This window comes from Stenotrophomonas sp. VV52 (genome assembly GCF_002893095.1).
Taxonomy (GTDB): domain Bacteria; phylum Pseudomonadota; class Gammaproteobacteria; order Xanthomonadales; family Xanthomonadaceae; genus Stenotrophomonas; species Stenotrophomonas aracearum.
Genome location: NZ_KZ622864.1, coordinates 324,014 through 337,032, shown reverse-complemented (window position 1 = coordinate 337,032; position 13,019 = coordinate 324,014). Strand labels below are relative to the sequence as shown.

The window sequence follows — 13,019 nt, the reverse complement described above, 5'->3', positions numbered from 1 at the left end:
GCGTGGTCTCCAAGATCGTCGCGTAATCTGCTAGACTCTGCGCCCCGATGTTGCCTGGGTAGGGCATCGGGGCGTACCAAAACGGGAAAAGAGGCGCAGGACGCACCTCGTGTTCCCCAGACCAGGAAGGGTCGCGCCATTCAGGCAGTGTCAACAGGACCCCTGTTGACCGCCGCCTTGCATGCGCGCTATACTTTTTGTCTGGGCAGATCGGGAGACCGGTCTGCCTCGATTTTTGAGGTCTATGGAAAGATCTTGTCGCCGCGCAGGAATGCGCGGCGTCCGCATTCAGGATATTCATGGGACAAGGCAACCCAGAGGCCTTGTCCGTCGCTCTTTTAACGAAGGAACCCACCGTCATGGCGGACCAAAAGATCCGGATTCGGTTGAAGGCGTTCGATCATCGTTTGATCGACCGTTCGGCCAGCGAGATCGTAGAAACGGCAAAGCGGACCGGCGCGCAAGTGCGTGGCCCGATCCCGCTGCCGACCAAGATCGAGCGTTACACCATTCTCGTTTCCCCGCACGTCGACAAGGACGCGCGTGACCAGTACGAGACCCGCACGCACAAGCGCGTGCTCGACATCGTCGACCCCAACGACAAGACCGTGGACGCGCTGATGAAGCTCGAACTGGCTGCCGGCGTCGACGTTCAGATCAAGCTGACCTGAGGACTACGACCATGACGAAGAAATATTCGTTGGGCTTCGTGGGCCGCAAGGCTGGCATGAGCCGCGTGTTCACCGAAGATGGCCGCGCCATCCCGGTGACCCTGATTGAAGCAACCCCGAACCGCATCGCGCAGATCAAGACCGTCGAAGCCGACGGCTACAGCGCCGTGCAGGTGACCGTCGGCGCGCGTCGCGCTGCCCTGGTCAACAAGCCGGAAGCCGGCCACTTCGCCAAGGCGAAGGTGGAAGCCGGTCGTGGCCTGTGGGAATTCCGCGTTGAAGACGCGCAGCTCGGCGATTTCGCCGTTGGCGGCGAAGTCAAGGCGGACATCTTCGAAGTTGGCCAGAAGGTCGACGTCCAGGGTGTCACCAAGGGTAAGGGCTTCCAGGGCACCATCAAGCGCTACAACTTCCGTATGGGCGATGCAACCCACGGTAACTCGCTGTCGCATCGCGCGCCGGGTTCGCTGGGTCAGCGCCAGACCCCGGGTCGCGTTTTCCCGGGCAAGAAGATGTCGGGCCACATGGGTGCCGTGCAGCAGAGCACGCAGAACCTGGAAGTGGTCAAGGTCGACGTCGAGCGCGGTCTGATCGCGATTCGTGGCGCCGTGCCTGGCGCTGCGGGTGGTGACGTGATCGTGCGTCCGGCTAGCAAGGCATAAGGAGAGATGACGATGGAACTCGTTATCACGGGTAGCAACAACAAGGTCTCGGTCTCCGATGCCGTGTTCGGTCGCGATTTCAGCGAAGATCTGGTCCACCAGGTCGTCGTCGCCTATCGCAACGCCGGTCGCGCCGGCACCAAGGCACAGAAGACTCGCTCTGAAGTGGCTGGTACCACCAAGAAGTCGAAGAAGCAGAAGGGCGGCGGTGCGCGTCATGGCGCGCTGACGGCTCCGATCTTCGTCGGCGGCGGTGTCACCTTCGCGGCCAAGCCGCGCAGCTTCGAGCAGAAGGTCAACCGCAAGCAGTACCGTGCCGCCATGTGCGCGATCCTGTCCGAGCTGAACCGTCAGGGCCGCCTGACCATCGTGGAGTCCTTCGACGTCGAAGCGACCAGCACGAAGGGTCTGATCGCCAAGCTGGCCGGCCTGGAAGTGGGCAAGCGCCCGCTGATCGTCACCGAGGAAGCCTCCGAGCACCTGTACCTGTCCGCACGCAACGTTCCCTACGTGGAAGTGCGTGACGTCCAGGGCCTGGACCCGGTGTCGCTGGTCGGTGCCGACACGGTCGTCATCACCGCTGATGCGGTCAAGAAGGTCGAGGAGTGGCTGGCATGAACAGCAACGAAAAAATCTTCAGCGTGCTGCGTGCCCCGCGTGTCTCCGAAAAGACCGCGCGCCTGCAGGAACATTCCAACCAGTATGTCTTCGAGATCTCGAACGAAGCCACCAAGGCCGATGTAAAGGCCGCGGTCGAGCAGCTGTTCGACGTCAAGGTCGAAGCGGTCAACGTGCTGAACGTGAAGGGCAAGAACAAGTCCTTCCGTAACCGCAACGGCCGTCGCGGCGATTGGCGCAAGGCATACGTGCGTCTCGCCGATGGCCAGTCCATCGATGTAACGGCCAAGGCCTGAGGTACATCCCATGCCATTGATGAAATTCAAGCCCACTTCCCCCGGCCGCCGTTCGGCCGTGCGCGTGGTTACGCCCGATCTGCACAAGGGCGCACCGCACGCAGCGTTGCTGGAGCCGAAGAGCAATTCCGGTGGTCGTAACCACCACGGTCGCATCACCACCCGTCACGTGGGCGGTGGTCACAAGCAGCACTACCGTCTGATCGACTTCAAGCGCAACAAGGAAGGCATTCCGGCGCGCGTGGAACGCATCGAATACGATCCGAACCGCACCGCCCATATCGCCCTGCTGTGCTACGTCGACGGCGAACGCCGCTACATCATCGCACCGAAGGGCCTGAAGGCCGGTGACCAGGTGATCGCGGGTTCGGATGCGCCGATCAAGGCCGGTAACACCCTGCCGCTGCGCAACATCCCGGTCGGTACCACTGTCCACGGCATCGAACTGAAGCCGGGCAAGGGTGCACAGATCGCGCGTGCCGCCGGCGCTGCCGTGCAGCTCGTCGCTCGTGAAGGCGTCTTCGCCACCCTGCGCCTGCGCTCGGGTGAAATGCGCAAGGTGCCGGTCGAGTGCCGCGCCACCATCGGTGAAGTCGGTAACGACGAACACAACCTGGAAAAGCTGGGCAAGGCTGGCGCGAAGCGCTGGCGCGGTGTCCGCCCGACCGTTCGTGGTGCTGCCATGAACCCGGTCGACCACCCGCACGGTGGTGGTGAGGCGAAGGCCGGCCAGGGTAACCCGCATCCGGTCACCCCGTGGGGTGTCCCGACCAAGGGCTACAAGACGCGCAAGAACAAGCGCACCCAGCAATTCATCGTCCGCGATCGTAGGGGCTAATCGACCATGGCACGTTCACTCAAGAAGGGCCCGTTCGTCGATCACCACCTCGTCAAGAAGGTGGAGTCCGCTGCGGGTAGCAAGAAGCCGATCAAGACCTGGTCGCGCCGTTCGATGATCCTGCCGGAAATGGTAGGCATCACCATCGCCGTTCATAACGGTAAGAACCACGTTCCGGTGCTCGTCAACGAGAACATGGTCGGCCACAAGCTCGGCGAATTTGCCATCACCCGGACCTTCAAGGGTCACGGTGGTGACAAGAAGTCGGGCAAGTAAGGAGAGATGACAATGGAAGCGAAAGCAATCCTGCGCTCCGCGCGCATCTCTGCGCAGAAAGCCCGCCTGGTCGCTGACCAGGTGCGCGGCCTGCCGGCCGAGCGTGCGGTCAACCTGCTGAAGTTCTCGGACAAGAAGGCTGCCCACCTGATCAAGAAGGTGGTGGAGTCGGCTATTGCCAATGCCGAGAACAACCAGGGCGCCGACGTCGACGAGCTGAAGGTTCAGACCATCATGGTTGATGAAGGTCCGACCCTGAAGCGTTTCATGGCGCGGGCGAAAGGCCGCGGCACCCGCATCCTCAAGCGCACCAGCCACATCACTGTGGTTGTGGGCGCCGGCAAGTAAGCGGAAAGGAAAACACCATGGGTCATAAAGTTCATCCGATTGGTATCCGCCTCGGCATTTCCAAGGACTGGAACTCCAAGTGGTACGCCAACAAGGCCGAGTTCGCTGGTTATCTGGCGGCCGACCTGAAGGTGCGGGACATGCTGCGCAAGAAGCTCGCGCAGGCCGGCATCAGCAAGATCCTCATCGAGCGTCCGGCGAAGACCGCCCGCGTGACGATCCACACCGCCCGTCCGGGCGTAGTGATCGGCAAGCGTGGCGAGGACATCGAAAAGCTGCGCAAGGAAGTGAGCGAAATGATGGGCGTCCCGGCGCACATCAACGTCACCGAAGTGCGCAAGCCCGAGCTGGACGCACAGCTGGTTGCCGAGTCGATCGCGCAGCAGCTGGAGCGTCGCATCATGTTCCGCCGCGCCATGAAGCGCTCGGTCGGCAACGCGATGCGCCTGGGTGCCCTGGGCATCAAGGTCAACGTCGGTGGCCGCTTGAACGGTGCTGAAATCGCCCGTTCGGAGTGGTACCGCGAAGGCCGCGTGCCGCTGCACACGCTGCGTGCCGACATCGACTATGGCTTCGCTGAAGCCAAGACGACCTACGGCATCATCGGCATCAAGGTCTGGATCTACAAGGGCGAGGTTTTCGATTTCTCCCAGGTTGGCCAGGAAAAGCAGGACGACACCCCGTCGCGCAACGATCGTAACGATCGCGGCGACCGCGGTGACCGTCAGCGCCCGGCCCGTGAAGCGAGGTAACGACAATGTTGCAACCCAAGCGAACCAAGTACCGCAAGGTACACAAGGGCCGTAACGATGGCCTGAGCTGGAGCGCCAACGCTGTCAGCTTCGGCGAGTACGGCCTGAAGGCAACCGCCCACGGTCAGCTGACCGCGCGCCAGATCGAAGCGGCCCGCCGCTCGATCAGCCGCTACGTCAAGCGCGGTGGCAAGATGTGGATCCGAGTGTTCCCGGACAAGCCGATCACCAAGAAGCCCATCGAAGTCCGAATGGGTTCTGGTAAGGGCAACGTGGAATACTGGGTAGCCCAGATCCAGCCCGGCCGCATGATCTATGAAATTGAAGGTGTTGCAGAAGACGTGGCACGCGAGGCGTTCCGCCTGGCCGCTGCCAAGCTCTCCGTGACCACCACCTTCGTGACCCGGACGGTGATGTAATGGATATCAAACAACTTCGCGAAAAGTCGGCTGACGACCTGAAGTCCCATTTGGTTGACCTGCGTAAGGAGCAGTTCGCACTGCGCATGCAGCAGGTCACCGGGCAGCTGCCGAAGACTCACGAAACCCGCCGGGTGCGCCGCGAGATTGCTCGCGTCAAGACCCTGCTCGGCAGCACCAAGTAAGGATGGCCGCGATGAGCGACAATACTGAAAACAAGGCGCTGCGCACGGTCGAAGGCCGTGTCGTCAGCAACAAGATGGACAAGACGGTCACCGTGCTGGTGGAACGCCTGGTCAAGCACGCCCTGTACGGCAAGTACATCAAGCGTTCGACCAAGCTGCACGCCCACGATGCCGACAACACCTGCAACGAAGGTGATGTCGTGCGCGTGACCGAGATTGCTCCGATGTCCAAGACCAAGAACTGGCGCGTGGTGGAAGTCATCACGCGTGCGGCTCAATAAGGAGATCTGAATCATGATCCAGATGCAGAGCTACCTTGACGTCGCGGACAACTCGGGTGCCAAGCAGGTGATGTGCTTCAAGGTGCTGGGTGGTTCCAAGCGCCGTTACGCCGGCATCGGCGACATCATCAAGGTCACCGTGAAGGATGCGATCCCGCGCGGCAAGGTCAAGAAGGGTGAAGTGTATGACGCCGTCGTGGTGCGTACCCGCAAGGGTGTGCGTCGCGCCGATGGCTCGCTGATCCGTTTCGACGGCAACGCCGCGGTCCTGCTCAACAACAAGCAAGAGCCGATCGGCACCCGCATCTTCGGGCCGGTGACCCGTGAACTTCGTTCGGAGAAGTTCATGAAGATCGTCTCGCTCGCTCCCGAAGTGCTGTGAGCGACAGGAGATAATCATGGCTAACCGTATCAAGAAGGGCGACCAGGTCGTCGTCAACACCGGCAAGGACAAGGGCAAGCAGGGCGAAGTCGTCCGCGTCGACGGCGATCGTGTGATCGTCGCCAACGTGAACATCGTCAAGCGCCACACCAAGCCGAACCCGCAGGCAGGCGTTGCCGGCGGCGTGGTCGAGCGTGAAGCGTCGATCCATATCTCCAACGTGAACGTGCTCAACCCGGCTTCGGGCAAGGGCGAACGCGTTGGCTTCAAGGTGCTGGAGGATGGACGCAAACTGCGTGTGTTCCGCTCCAGCGGTGAGGCGCTCGACGCCTGAGGAATGTGAAGATGAGTTCCCGTCTCGAAAAGTTCTACCAGGACGAAGTGGTGCCGGCGCTGATGAAGCAGTTCGGCTACTCCAATCCGATGCAGGTTCCGAAGCTGGTCAAGATCACCCTGAACATGGGTGTGGGCGAAGCCGCGACCAACAAGAAGATCCTGGAAAACGCCGTGGCCGACATGGCCAAGGTCTCCGGCCAGAAGCCGATCGTGACCAAGTCCCGCGTGTCGGTGGCTTCGTTCAAGATCCGCGATGGCTGGCCGATCGGCTGCAAGACCACGCTGCGTCGTGCCAAGATGTATGAGTTCCTGGACCGCCTGATCAACATCTCGCTGCCGCGCGTGCGCGACTTCCGTGGTGTCTCGGGTCGTTCCTTCGACGGTCGCGGCAACTTCAACATGGGTGTGAAGGAGCAGATCATCTTCCCGGAAATCGACTTCGACGCTGTCGACGCGATCCGCGGCATGGATATCGCCATCACCACCACCGCCAAGACCGACGCGGAAGCGAAGGCGCTGCTCGCAGCGTTCAAGTTCCCGTTCCGTAACTGATACGTCGAGGATACCGAAATGGCAAAGACCTCCATGGTCAACCGCGACCTGAAGCGTGCGAAGCTGGCCCAGAAGTATGCCGGCAAGCGTGAAGAGCTGAAGAAGATCATCTCCAGCACGACCGCGACGTACGAAGAGAAGGAACAGGCCGTGATCAAGTTGCAGAAGCTGCCGCGCGATTCGTCGCCGAGCCGCCACCGCAACCGTTGCGAACTGTCGGGCCGTCCGCGTGGCGTGTACAGCAAGTTCGGCCTCGGCCGCAACAAGCTGCGCGAAGCCACCATGCGCGGCGACGTGCCGGGCCTGCGCAAGGCAAGCTGGTAAGGGATCACTCCCTGGAAGAGGGTGAACCCGTTCAGGTTCATCCTCTCTCGAAAGAGCCCGACGCAAGTCGGGCTCTTTTTGTCGTATACTCCCGGTCTTGCCTCGTCAGGGGCAGGGGGTAGAGCGGGGCTCTGCCCCGCTGAAGCAGGGGGCTCCGCCCGCTGGTTCATGTTCCAAGGGTCCTGGCCCATCCCAGATTTTCAAAAACAGCTAGATTTTCGCGAAAGCGGATATCGGTGCACTCAAAGGTATCGACTATGAGCATGACTGATCCCATCGCCGACCTGCTGGTACGCATCAAGAATGCGGCCGCGGTGGGCAAGCAGACGGTGAAGGCGCCGTCCTCCAAGATCAAGGTTGCAATCGCAGAAGTGTTGAAGGCCGAAGGCTACATCACCGACCTGCGCGTGACCAAGACCGAGAACAACAAGGCCGAGCTTGAAATCGTCCTGAAGTATTTCGAGGGCAAGCCGGTCATCGAGACCCTGAAGCGCTTCTCGCGTTCGGGTCTGCGCCAGTACCGTGGCAAGTCCGAGCTGCCGAAGGTCCTGAACGGCCTGGGCATTTCCATCATTTCCACCTCCAAGGGCATCATGACTGATGCGCAGGCGCGCCAGTTGGGCGTCGGCGGCGAAGTCCTGTGCTTCGTGGCCTAAGGCGAGAAGGAGAAACATATGTCCCGCGTAGCCAAGAAGCCGGTCAACCTGCCCAAGGGCGTTGAACTGAACATCCAGCCGGAATCCGTCAGCGTGAAGGGCCCGAAGGGCACCCTGTCGCTGCCGAAGGTTGCTGGCGTTGAAATCACCGTGGAAGACGGCGTTGCCACCCTGGCCGCCAACGACGCGAACCTGGTCCCGCTGACCGGTACCGTGCGCGCCATCCTGGCCAACATGGTCAAGGGCGTCACCGAAGGTTTCGAGCGCAAGCTCGAGCTGGTCGGCGTGGGTTACCGTGCTGCCATGCAGGGCAAGGACCTGAGCCTGTCGCTCGGTTTCTCGCACCCGGTCGTGTACGTGGCGCCGGAAGGCATCACCATCACCACCCCGACCCAGACCGAGATCCTGGTCCAGGGCGCGGACAAGCAGCTGGTGGGCGAAGTTGCCGCCAAGATCCGTGCGTACCGCAAGCCGGAGCCGTACAAGGGCAAGGGCGTGAAGTACTCCGACGAAGTCATCATCCGTAAGGAAGCCAAGAAGGCGTAAGGGCGAGTCCCTCTCTTCGAGGGAAGCATCCTGTCTTCAGCTTTCAAGGAACATACACATGAACAAGAACATCGCTCGCCTGCGTCGCGCCAAGTCCACCCGCGCGCACATCCGCATCCTCGGCGTGCCGCGCCTGTCGGTGCTGCGCACCGGTCAGCACCTGTACGCACAGGTCTTCACCGCCGACGGCTCCAAGGTGCTGGCTGCTGCCAACACCACCCAGGCCGACGTCAAGGAAGGCCTGAAGAACGGCAAGAACAGCGACGCCGCCGCCAAGGTCGGCAAGCTGGTCGCCGAGCGCGCCAAGGCTGCGGGCATCGAGAAGGTCGCGTTCGACCGCTCGGGCTACCGCTACCACGGTCGCATCAAGGCACTGGCCGATGCAGCCCGCGAAGGCGGCCTGCAGTTCTAAGGGATAAGGAAGCGGGGCAGGTCCCCGCTTCCGCCTGCCTGCCGGCACGGGCTGTGCCGGGCGACGTCCTTCTTCTGCAGGGGCGCTCGATCCACCGCTTCAACTCACAGCTATAAGCGGCCTCGAGCCGTACATACCCAATCAATCAAGGAATCAACATGGCAGAAGAACGTCAGCAGCGGGGTCGCGATCGCGACCGTAACCGCGAAGAGAAAGTCGACGACGGCATGATCGAAAAGCTGGTCGCGGTCAACCGCGTCAGCAAGACCGTCAAGGGTGGCCGCCAGTTCACCTTCACCGCACTGACCGTGGTCGGTGACGGCGCAGGCAAGGTCGGTTTCGGTTATGGCAAGGCGCGCGAAGTGCCGGTCGCCATCCAGAAGTCGATGGAGCAGGCCCGCAAGAACCTGGCCGACGTCGACCTGAACAACGGCACCCTGTGGCACCCGGTGAAGTCCGGCCACGGCGCAGCCCGCGTGTTCATGATGCCGGCCTCGGAAGGTACCGGTGTGATCGCCGGTGGTGCCATGCGCGCCGTCCTGGAAGCCGTTGGCGTCAAGAACGTGCTGGCCAAGGCCGTCGGTTCGCGTAACCCGATCAACCTGGTCCGTGCCACGCTGAAGGGCCTGACTGAAATGCAGTCGCCGGCCCGCATCGCGGCCAAGCGCGGCAAGAAGGTGGAGGATCTCAACCATGGCTAATGACAAGACTGTCAAGGTCCGCCTGGTGCGTGGCCTGCGTGGCTCCCAGTCGCGTCACCGCCTGTCGGTGCGTGCCCTGGGCCTGAACAAGCTCAACGATGTGCGTGAACTGAAGGACAGCCCGCAGGTTCGCGGTCTGATCAACAAGGTCCACTACCTCGTCAAGGTTGAGGAATAATCCAATGACCATGCGTCTCAATGAACTGAGCCCGGCACCGGGCGCCCGCACCGAACGCACCCGCGTCGGCCGCGGTATCGGCTCTGGCCTGGGCAAGACTGCCGGCCGCGGTCACAAGGGCTCGTTCGCCCGTAAGGGTGGCGGCAAGATCAAGGCGGGCTTCGAAGGCGGCCAGACCCCGATGCAGCGTCGTCTGCCGAAGATCGGCTTCCGTTCCAAGATGGCCAAGGACACCGCTGAAGTGCTGTCCTACCAGCTGGATCGCCTGGAAGCCGGTGAGATCGATTTCGCCGCGCTGCGCGCTGCGAAGCTGGTCCCGAGCACGGCCAAGAAGGCCAAGATCGTCATGAAGGGCGGCCTGACCAAGGCCTTCACCCTGAAGGGCGTCGCAGCAACGGCCGGTGCCAAGGCCGCGATCGAAGCTGCCGGCGGCAGCGTACAGGAGTAAGACATGGCGCAAGCTGGCATTGGTAACCTGGGCGGCGGGCTCGGCAAGTTCACGGAACTTCGCCAGCGTCTGCTGTTCGTCGTCGGGGCTTTGATCGTCTACCGCATCGGCTGTTATGTGCCGGTGCCGGGCGTCAATCCCGATGCCATGCTTGCGCTCATGGAGGCGCAGGGCGGCGGTATCGTGGACATGTTCAACATGTTCTCGGGCGGCGCCCTGCACCGTTTCAGCATTTTTGCGCTGAACGTGATGCCGTACATTTCGGCGTCCATCGTGATGCAGCTGGCGGTCCACATCTTCCCGGCGCTCAAGGCGCTGCAGAAGGAAGGTGAATCCGGCCGTCGCAAGATCACCCAATATTCACGCATCGGCGCCGTGTTGCTGGCGGTGGTGCAGGGCGGCAGCATCGCGCTGGCGCTGCAGAACCAGCTGTCCCCGACCGGTGCGCCGGTGGTGTACGCGCCGGGCATGGGCTTCGTGCTCACCGCCGTGGTCGCGCTGACCGCAGGCACCATCTTCCTGATGTGGGTCGGCGAGCAGGTCACCGAGCGTGGCATCGGCAACGGCGTGTCGCTGATCATCTTCGCCGGCATCGTGGCCGGCCTGCCGGGCGCGGTCATCCACACCTTCGACGCGTTCCGCGAAGGCAACCTGCAGTTCATCCAGCTGCTGCTGATCGCGCTGGTGGTGCTGGCCTTCACCTTCTTCGTGGTGTTCGTCGAACGCGGCCAGCGCCGCATCACGGTGAACTACGCACGTCGCCAGGGCGGCCGCAACGCGTACATGAACCAGACCTCGTTCCTGCCGCTGAAGCTGAACATGGCGGGCGTGATCCCGGCCATCTTCGCTTCCAGCATCCTGGCGTTCCCGACCACCCTGGCCATGTGGTCCGGCCAGGCCAGCTCGGCCACCTGGCTGCAGAAGGTCGCCAACGCTCTGGGTCCGGGTGAACCGCTGCACATGATCGTGTTCGCGGCGCTGATCACCGGTTTCGCGTTCTTCTATACCGCGCTGGTGTTCAACTCGCAGGAAACCGCCGACAACCTGAAGAAGTCGGGCGCGCTGATTCCGGGCATCCGTCCGGGCAAGGCCACCGCCGACTACATCGATGGGGTGCTGACCCGCCTGACCGCGGCCGGCTCGGCCTACCTGGTGATCGTCTGCCTGCTGCCGGAAATCATGCGCACGCAGCTGAACGCCTCGTTCTACTTCGGCGGCACCTCGCTGCTGATCGTGGTGGTGGTGGTGATGGACTTCATTGCGCAGATCCAGGCGCACCTGATGTCGCACCAGTACGAGAGCCTTCTGAAGAAGGCCAACCTGAAGGGCGGCAACCGCGGCGGTTTTGCCCGCGGCTGACAAGCCTGTTACACTTTCGTCTTCCTGACGTGATGGTCCTCCGCTTCGCGGACCTGGCCACACAAACGAAGGGCGGCCCCCGCAGCGGTTCCGGGTGGGGGTGAGATCGGGTGGTTCCGCGCTGGAGTAGCGCGGGCGGCACCGGCGGAAGGGCTCGCAAGGGTCCTTCCATCGAGGTCAACCTGGTCCGGCGCCGGAGCCTGGGCACACTCCCTGGGCCGGGTCCATGAAACCTTTCAGGTTTCACGGGCTTCCAAGCACACCGGAACCTTGTTAGTATTGCTGGTTCAATTTTTGATCCATCCCGCCGGAACCGCGCGCCTCCAAGGTGCGCTGTCGGCCATCACTCAGCTGGAGAACCGCGTCATGGCGCGTATTGCAGGCGTCAACCTGCCAGCCCAGAAGCATGTCTGGGTCGGGTTGCAAAGCATTTACGGCATCGGCCGTACCCGTTCGAAGAAGGTCTGCGACGCTGCAGGCGTGACCTCGACCACCAAGATCCGCGATCTGTCGGAGCCGGAAATCGAGCGTCTGCGCTCGGAAGTGGCCAAGTACATCGTGGAAGGCGATCTGCGCCGTGAAATCGGTATCGCGATCAAGCGCCTGATGGACCTGGGCTGCTACCGCGGTCTGCGTCACCGTCGCGGCCTGCCGCTGCGTGGTCAGCGCACCCGTACCAACGCCCGCACCCGCAAGGGCCCGCGCAAGGCGATCAGGAAGTAAGGGACCTAAGAAATGGCTAAGCCCGTCGCTAAGACCAAGAAGAAGATCAAGCGCGTCGTCACTGACGGCGTTGCCCACGTCCACGCTTCGTTCAACAACACCATCGTGACCATCACCGACCGCCAGGGCAACGCTCTGTCGTGGGCGACGTCCGGTGGCGCTGGCTTCCGCGGTTCGCGTAAGTCCACCCCGTTCGCTGCCCAGGTGGCTGCCGAGAAGGCCGGCCGTGCCGCGCTCGACTACGGCGTCAAGTCCCTGGAAGTCCGCATCAAGGGCCCGGGTCCGGGTCGTGAGTCGGCCGTGCGCTCGCTGAACAACGTGGGCTACAAGATCACCAACATCATCGACGTGACGCCAATCCCGCACAACGGGTGCCGTCCGCCGAAGAAGCGTCGCGTCTAAAGGAGCGATAAGAAATGGCTCGTTATATCGGTCCTACCTGTAAGCTCGCCCGCCGCGAAGGCGCCGACCTTTCCCTCAAGAGCCCGGCCCGTGCGCTGGACTCCAAGTGCAAGCTGGAGCAGAAGCCCGGCCAGCACGGCGCGACCGCCCGCAAGGGCAAGCTGTCCGACTACGCCACCCAGCTGCGTGAAAAGCAGAAGGTCAAGCGTATCTACGGTCTGCTGGAGCGTCAGTTCCGCAACTACTACAAGAAGGCTTCGACCAAGAAGGGCAACACCGGCGAGAACCTCCTGCAGCTGCTGGAAACCCGCCTGGACAACGTTGTCTACCGCATGGGCTTCGCTGTGACCCGTCCGGCTGCCCGTCAGCTGGTCTCGCACCGCGGTGTCACCGTGAACGGCAAGTCGGTCAACCTGGCTTCGTACCAGGTCAAGGCTGGCGACGCTGTTGCCCTGTCCGAGAAGGCTGCCAAGCAGCTGCGCGTGCAGGAAGCCCTGACTGTGTCCAGCACGCATGACCTGCGTCCGTCGTGGATCGAAGTCGATGCAGGCAAGTTCGCCGGCATCTTCAAGGCCGTGCCGGATCGTTCGGACCTGCCTGCGGATATCAACGAAGCGCTGATCGTCGAGTTGTATTCGAAGTAATTCACATTGG

General features: G+C 62.5%; 25 protein-coding genes. All 25 read left to right on the top strand.

Going from position 1 to position 13,019, the window contains the following annotated elements:
• Nucleotides 1-359 precede the first annotated feature (359 nt).
• The 25 genes from rpsJ to rpsD all read left to right on the top strand — a co-directional run bounded on the left by rpsJ (nt 360) and on the right by rpsD (nt 13,009).
• Nucleotides 360-671 carry a 30S ribosomal protein S10 gene (gene rpsJ / locus C2U58_RS01715; RefSeq protein WP_010341589.1) on the top strand — a complete coding sequence of 104 codons (312 nt, stop codon included), beginning with the start codon at nt 360-362 and terminating at the stop codon, nt 669-671.
• A gap of 11 nt (nt 672-682) precedes the next feature.
• A complete protein-coding gene (gene rplC, locus C2U58_RS01710) occupies nt 683-1,333 on the top strand; it encodes a 50S ribosomal protein L3 (protein ID WP_102944250.1) in 651 nt (216 codons plus the stop codon).
• Between the two features lie 12 nt (nt 1,334-1,345).
• Nucleotides 1,346-1,951: a 50S ribosomal protein L4 gene (gene rplD, locus C2U58_RS01705; RefSeq protein WP_102944279.1), complete on the top strand. Its 606-nt coding sequence runs from the start codon at nt 1,346-1,348 to the stop codon at nt 1,949-1,951.
• Entirely contained in the window at nt 1,948-2,247 is a 300-nt protein-coding gene (gene rplW / locus C2U58_RS01700) for a 50S ribosomal protein L23 (protein WP_070209011.1), read from the top strand. The genes rplD and rplW overlap by 4 nt, the downstream gene beginning before the upstream one ends.
• Nucleotides 2,248-2,257: 10 nt before the next feature.
• Nucleotides 2,258-3,085, top strand: coding sequence for a 50S ribosomal protein L2 (gene rplB / locus C2U58_RS01695; RefSeq protein WP_102944249.1), 828 nt, complete (start codon nt 2,258-2,260; stop codon nt 3,083-3,085).
• Nucleotides 3,086-3,091: 6 nt separating this feature from the next.
• Nucleotides 3,092-3,361, top strand: coding sequence for a 30S ribosomal protein S19 (rpsS, locus tag C2U58_RS01690; protein WP_102944248.1), 270 nt, complete (start codon nt 3,092-3,094; stop codon nt 3,359-3,361).
• Nucleotides 3,362-3,373: 12 nt separating this feature from the next.
• Entirely contained in the window at nt 3,374-3,709 is a 336-nt protein-coding gene (gene rplV, locus C2U58_RS01685; protein WP_017355410.1) for a 50S ribosomal protein L22, read from the top strand.
• A 17-nt stretch (nt 3,710-3,726) separates the two neighbouring features.
• Nucleotides 3,727-4,461: a 30S ribosomal protein S3 gene (rpsC, locus tag C2U58_RS01680; protein WP_068849461.1), complete on the top strand. Its 735-nt coding sequence runs from the start codon at nt 3,727-3,729 to the stop codon at nt 4,459-4,461.
• A gap of 5 nt (nt 4,462-4,466) precedes the next feature.
• On the top strand, nt 4,467-4,880 hold the full coding sequence (gene rplP / locus C2U58_RS01675; RefSeq protein ID WP_070209008.1) for a 50S ribosomal protein L16: 414 nt from the start codon (nt 4,467-4,469) through the stop codon (nt 4,878-4,880).
• Nucleotides 4,880-5,065 carry a 50S ribosomal protein L29 gene (rpmC, locus tag C2U58_RS01670; protein ID WP_070209007.1) on the top strand — a complete coding sequence of 62 codons (186 nt, stop codon included), beginning with the start codon at nt 4,880-4,882 and terminating at the stop codon, nt 5,063-5,065. Before rplP ends, rpmC begins: the two co-directional genes overlap by 1 nt.
• 11 nt (nt 5,066-5,076) lie before the next feature.
• Nucleotides 5,077-5,346 (top strand): 30S ribosomal protein S17, encoded by a 270-nt coding sequence (rpsQ, locus tag C2U58_RS01665; protein ID WP_102944278.1) that lies wholly within the window; start codon nt 5,077-5,079, stop codon nt 5,344-5,346.
• A gap of 13 nt (nt 5,347-5,359) precedes the next feature.
• On the top strand, nt 5,360-5,728 hold the full coding sequence (rplN, locus tag C2U58_RS01660; protein ID WP_010483978.1) for a 50S ribosomal protein L14: 369 nt from the start codon (nt 5,360-5,362) through the stop codon (nt 5,726-5,728).
• Between the two features lie 16 nt (nt 5,729-5,744).
• The gene (gene rplX, locus C2U58_RS01655; RefSeq protein WP_017355416.1) at nt 5,745-6,062 is read left to right on the top strand and encodes a 50S ribosomal protein L24; all 318 of its coding nucleotides are present in this window, start codon (nt 5,745-5,747) and stop codon (nt 6,060-6,062) included.
• Between the two features lie 11 nt (nt 6,063-6,073).
• The gene (gene rplE / locus C2U58_RS01650; RefSeq protein WP_102944277.1) at nt 6,074-6,616 is read left to right on the top strand and encodes a 50S ribosomal protein L5; all 543 of its coding nucleotides are present in this window, start codon (nt 6,074-6,076) and stop codon (nt 6,614-6,616) included.
• Between the two features lie 18 nt (nt 6,617-6,634).
• Nucleotides 6,635-6,940, top strand: a complete 306-nt coding sequence (rpsN, locus tag C2U58_RS01645) for a 30S ribosomal protein S14 (protein WP_102944247.1) — start codon at nt 6,635-6,637, stop codon at nt 6,938-6,940.
• Nucleotides 6,941-7,197: 257 nt separating this feature from the next.
• A complete protein-coding gene (gene rpsH / locus C2U58_RS01640) occupies nt 7,198-7,596 on the top strand; it encodes a 30S ribosomal protein S8 (RefSeq protein ID WP_017355419.1) in 399 nt (132 codons plus the stop codon).
• A gap of 18 nt (nt 7,597-7,614) precedes the next feature.
• Nucleotides 7,615-8,142 (top strand): 50S ribosomal protein L6, encoded by a 528-nt coding sequence (gene rplF, locus C2U58_RS01635; protein ID WP_102944246.1) that lies wholly within the window; start codon nt 7,615-7,617, stop codon nt 8,140-8,142.
• Between the two features lie 52 nt (nt 8,143-8,194).
• The gene (gene rplR / locus C2U58_RS01630) at nt 8,195-8,554 is read left to right on the top strand and encodes a 50S ribosomal protein L18 (RefSeq protein WP_171966879.1); all 360 of its coding nucleotides are present in this window, start codon (nt 8,195-8,197) and stop codon (nt 8,552-8,554) included.
• A gap of 158 nt (nt 8,555-8,712) precedes the next feature.
• Nucleotides 8,713-9,255, top strand: a complete 543-nt coding sequence (rpsE, locus tag C2U58_RS01625; RefSeq protein ID WP_102944245.1) for a 30S ribosomal protein S5 — start codon at nt 8,713-8,715, stop codon at nt 9,253-9,255.
• The gene (gene rpmD, locus C2U58_RS01620) at nt 9,248-9,433 is read left to right on the top strand and encodes a 50S ribosomal protein L30 (RefSeq protein WP_102944244.1); all 186 of its coding nucleotides are present in this window, start codon (nt 9,248-9,250) and stop codon (nt 9,431-9,433) included. Before rpsE ends, rpmD begins: the two co-directional genes overlap by 8 nt.
• A gap of 4 nt (nt 9,434-9,437) precedes the next feature.
• Nucleotides 9,438-9,881: a 50S ribosomal protein L15 gene (rplO, locus tag C2U58_RS01615; protein ID WP_102944243.1), complete on the top strand. Its 444-nt coding sequence runs from the start codon at nt 9,438-9,440 to the stop codon at nt 9,879-9,881.
• A 3-nt stretch (nt 9,882-9,884) separates the two neighbouring features.
• Nucleotides 9,885-11,240 carry a preprotein translocase subunit SecY gene (gene secY / locus C2U58_RS01610; protein WP_102944242.1) on the top strand — a complete coding sequence of 452 codons (1,356 nt, stop codon included), beginning with the start codon at nt 9,885-9,887 and terminating at the stop codon, nt 11,238-11,240.
• A gap of 366 nt (nt 11,241-11,606) precedes the next feature.
• Entirely contained in the window at nt 11,607-11,963 is a 357-nt protein-coding gene (rpsM, locus tag C2U58_RS01605) for a 30S ribosomal protein S13 (protein WP_017355426.1), read from the top strand.
• A gap of 12 nt (nt 11,964-11,975) precedes the next feature.
• A complete protein-coding gene (gene rpsK / locus C2U58_RS01600; protein ID WP_017355427.1) occupies nt 11,976-12,365 on the top strand; it encodes a 30S ribosomal protein S11 in 390 nt (129 codons plus the stop codon).
• 14 nt (nt 12,366-12,379) lie between these two features.
• Nucleotides 12,380-13,009 carry a 30S ribosomal protein S4 gene (rpsD, locus tag C2U58_RS01595; RefSeq protein ID WP_070208999.1) on the top strand — a complete coding sequence of 210 codons (630 nt, stop codon included), beginning with the start codon at nt 12,380-12,382 and terminating at the stop codon, nt 13,007-13,009.
• Nucleotides 13,010-13,019 lie beyond the last annotated feature (10 nt).

Excerpts from the sequence above, each read along its gene's own strand:
- rpsJ (WP_010341589.1), top strand. The coding sequence starts at position 360 with ATGGCGGACCAAAAGATCCGGATTCGGTTGAAGGCGTTCGATCATCGT.
- rplC (WP_102944250.1), top strand. The coding sequence starts at position 683 with ATGACGAAGAAATATTCGTTGGGCTTCGTGGGCCGCAAGGCTGGCATG.
- rplD (WP_102944279.1), top strand. The coding sequence starts at position 1,346 with ATGGAACTCGTTATCACGGGTAGCAACAACAAGGTCTCGGTCTCCGAT.
- rplW (WP_070209011.1), top strand. The coding sequence starts at position 1,948 with ATGAACAGCAACGAAAAAATCTTCAGCGTGCTGCGTGCCCCGCGTGTC.
- rplB (WP_102944249.1), top strand. The coding sequence starts at position 2,258 with ATGCCATTGATGAAATTCAAGCCCACTTCCCCCGGCCGCCGTTCGGCC.
- rpsS (WP_102944248.1), top strand. The coding sequence starts at position 3,092 with ATGGCACGTTCACTCAAGAAGGGCCCGTTCGTCGATCACCACCTCGTC.
- rplV (WP_017355410.1), top strand. The coding sequence starts at position 3,374 with ATGGAAGCGAAAGCAATCCTGCGCTCCGCGCGCATCTCTGCGCAGAAA.
- rpsC (WP_068849461.1), top strand. The coding sequence starts at position 3,727 with ATGGGTCATAAAGTTCATCCGATTGGTATCCGCCTCGGCATTTCCAAG.
- rplP (WP_070209008.1), top strand. The coding sequence starts at position 4,467 with ATGTTGCAACCCAAGCGAACCAAGTACCGCAAGGTACACAAGGGCCGT.
- rpmC (WP_070209007.1), top strand. The coding sequence starts at position 4,880 with ATGGATATCAAACAACTTCGCGAAAAGTCGGCTGACGACCTGAAGTCC.
- rpsQ (WP_102944278.1), top strand. The coding sequence starts at position 5,077 with ATGAGCGACAATACTGAAAACAAGGCGCTGCGCACGGTCGAAGGCCGT.
- rplN (WP_010483978.1), top strand. The coding sequence starts at position 5,360 with ATGATCCAGATGCAGAGCTACCTTGACGTCGCGGACAACTCGGGTGCC.
- rplX (WP_017355416.1), top strand. The coding sequence starts at position 5,745 with ATGGCTAACCGTATCAAGAAGGGCGACCAGGTCGTCGTCAACACCGGC.
- rplE (WP_102944277.1), top strand. The coding sequence starts at position 6,074 with ATGAGTTCCCGTCTCGAAAAGTTCTACCAGGACGAAGTGGTGCCGGCG.
- rpsN (WP_102944247.1), top strand. The coding sequence starts at position 6,635 with ATGGCAAAGACCTCCATGGTCAACCGCGACCTGAAGCGTGCGAAGCTG.
- rpsH (WP_017355419.1), top strand. The coding sequence starts at position 7,198 with ATGAGCATGACTGATCCCATCGCCGACCTGCTGGTACGCATCAAGAAT.
- rplF (WP_102944246.1), top strand. The coding sequence starts at position 7,615 with ATGTCCCGCGTAGCCAAGAAGCCGGTCAACCTGCCCAAGGGCGTTGAA.
- rpsE (WP_102944245.1), top strand. The coding sequence starts at position 8,713 with ATGGCAGAAGAACGTCAGCAGCGGGGTCGCGATCGCGACCGTAACCGC.
- rpmD (WP_102944244.1), top strand. The coding sequence starts at position 9,248 with ATGGCTAATGACAAGACTGTCAAGGTCCGCCTGGTGCGTGGCCTGCGT.
- rplO (WP_102944243.1), top strand. The coding sequence starts at position 9,438 with ATGACCATGCGTCTCAATGAACTGAGCCCGGCACCGGGCGCCCGCACC.
- secY (WP_102944242.1), top strand. The coding sequence starts at position 9,885 with ATGGCGCAAGCTGGCATTGGTAACCTGGGCGGCGGGCTCGGCAAGTTC.
- rpsM (WP_017355426.1), top strand. The coding sequence starts at position 11,607 with ATGGCGCGTATTGCAGGCGTCAACCTGCCAGCCCAGAAGCATGTCTGG.
- rpsK (WP_017355427.1), top strand. The coding sequence starts at position 11,976 with ATGGCTAAGCCCGTCGCTAAGACCAAGAAGAAGATCAAGCGCGTCGTC.
- rpsD (WP_070208999.1), top strand. The coding sequence starts at position 12,380 with ATGGCTCGTTATATCGGTCCTACCTGTAAGCTCGCCCGCCGCGAAGGC.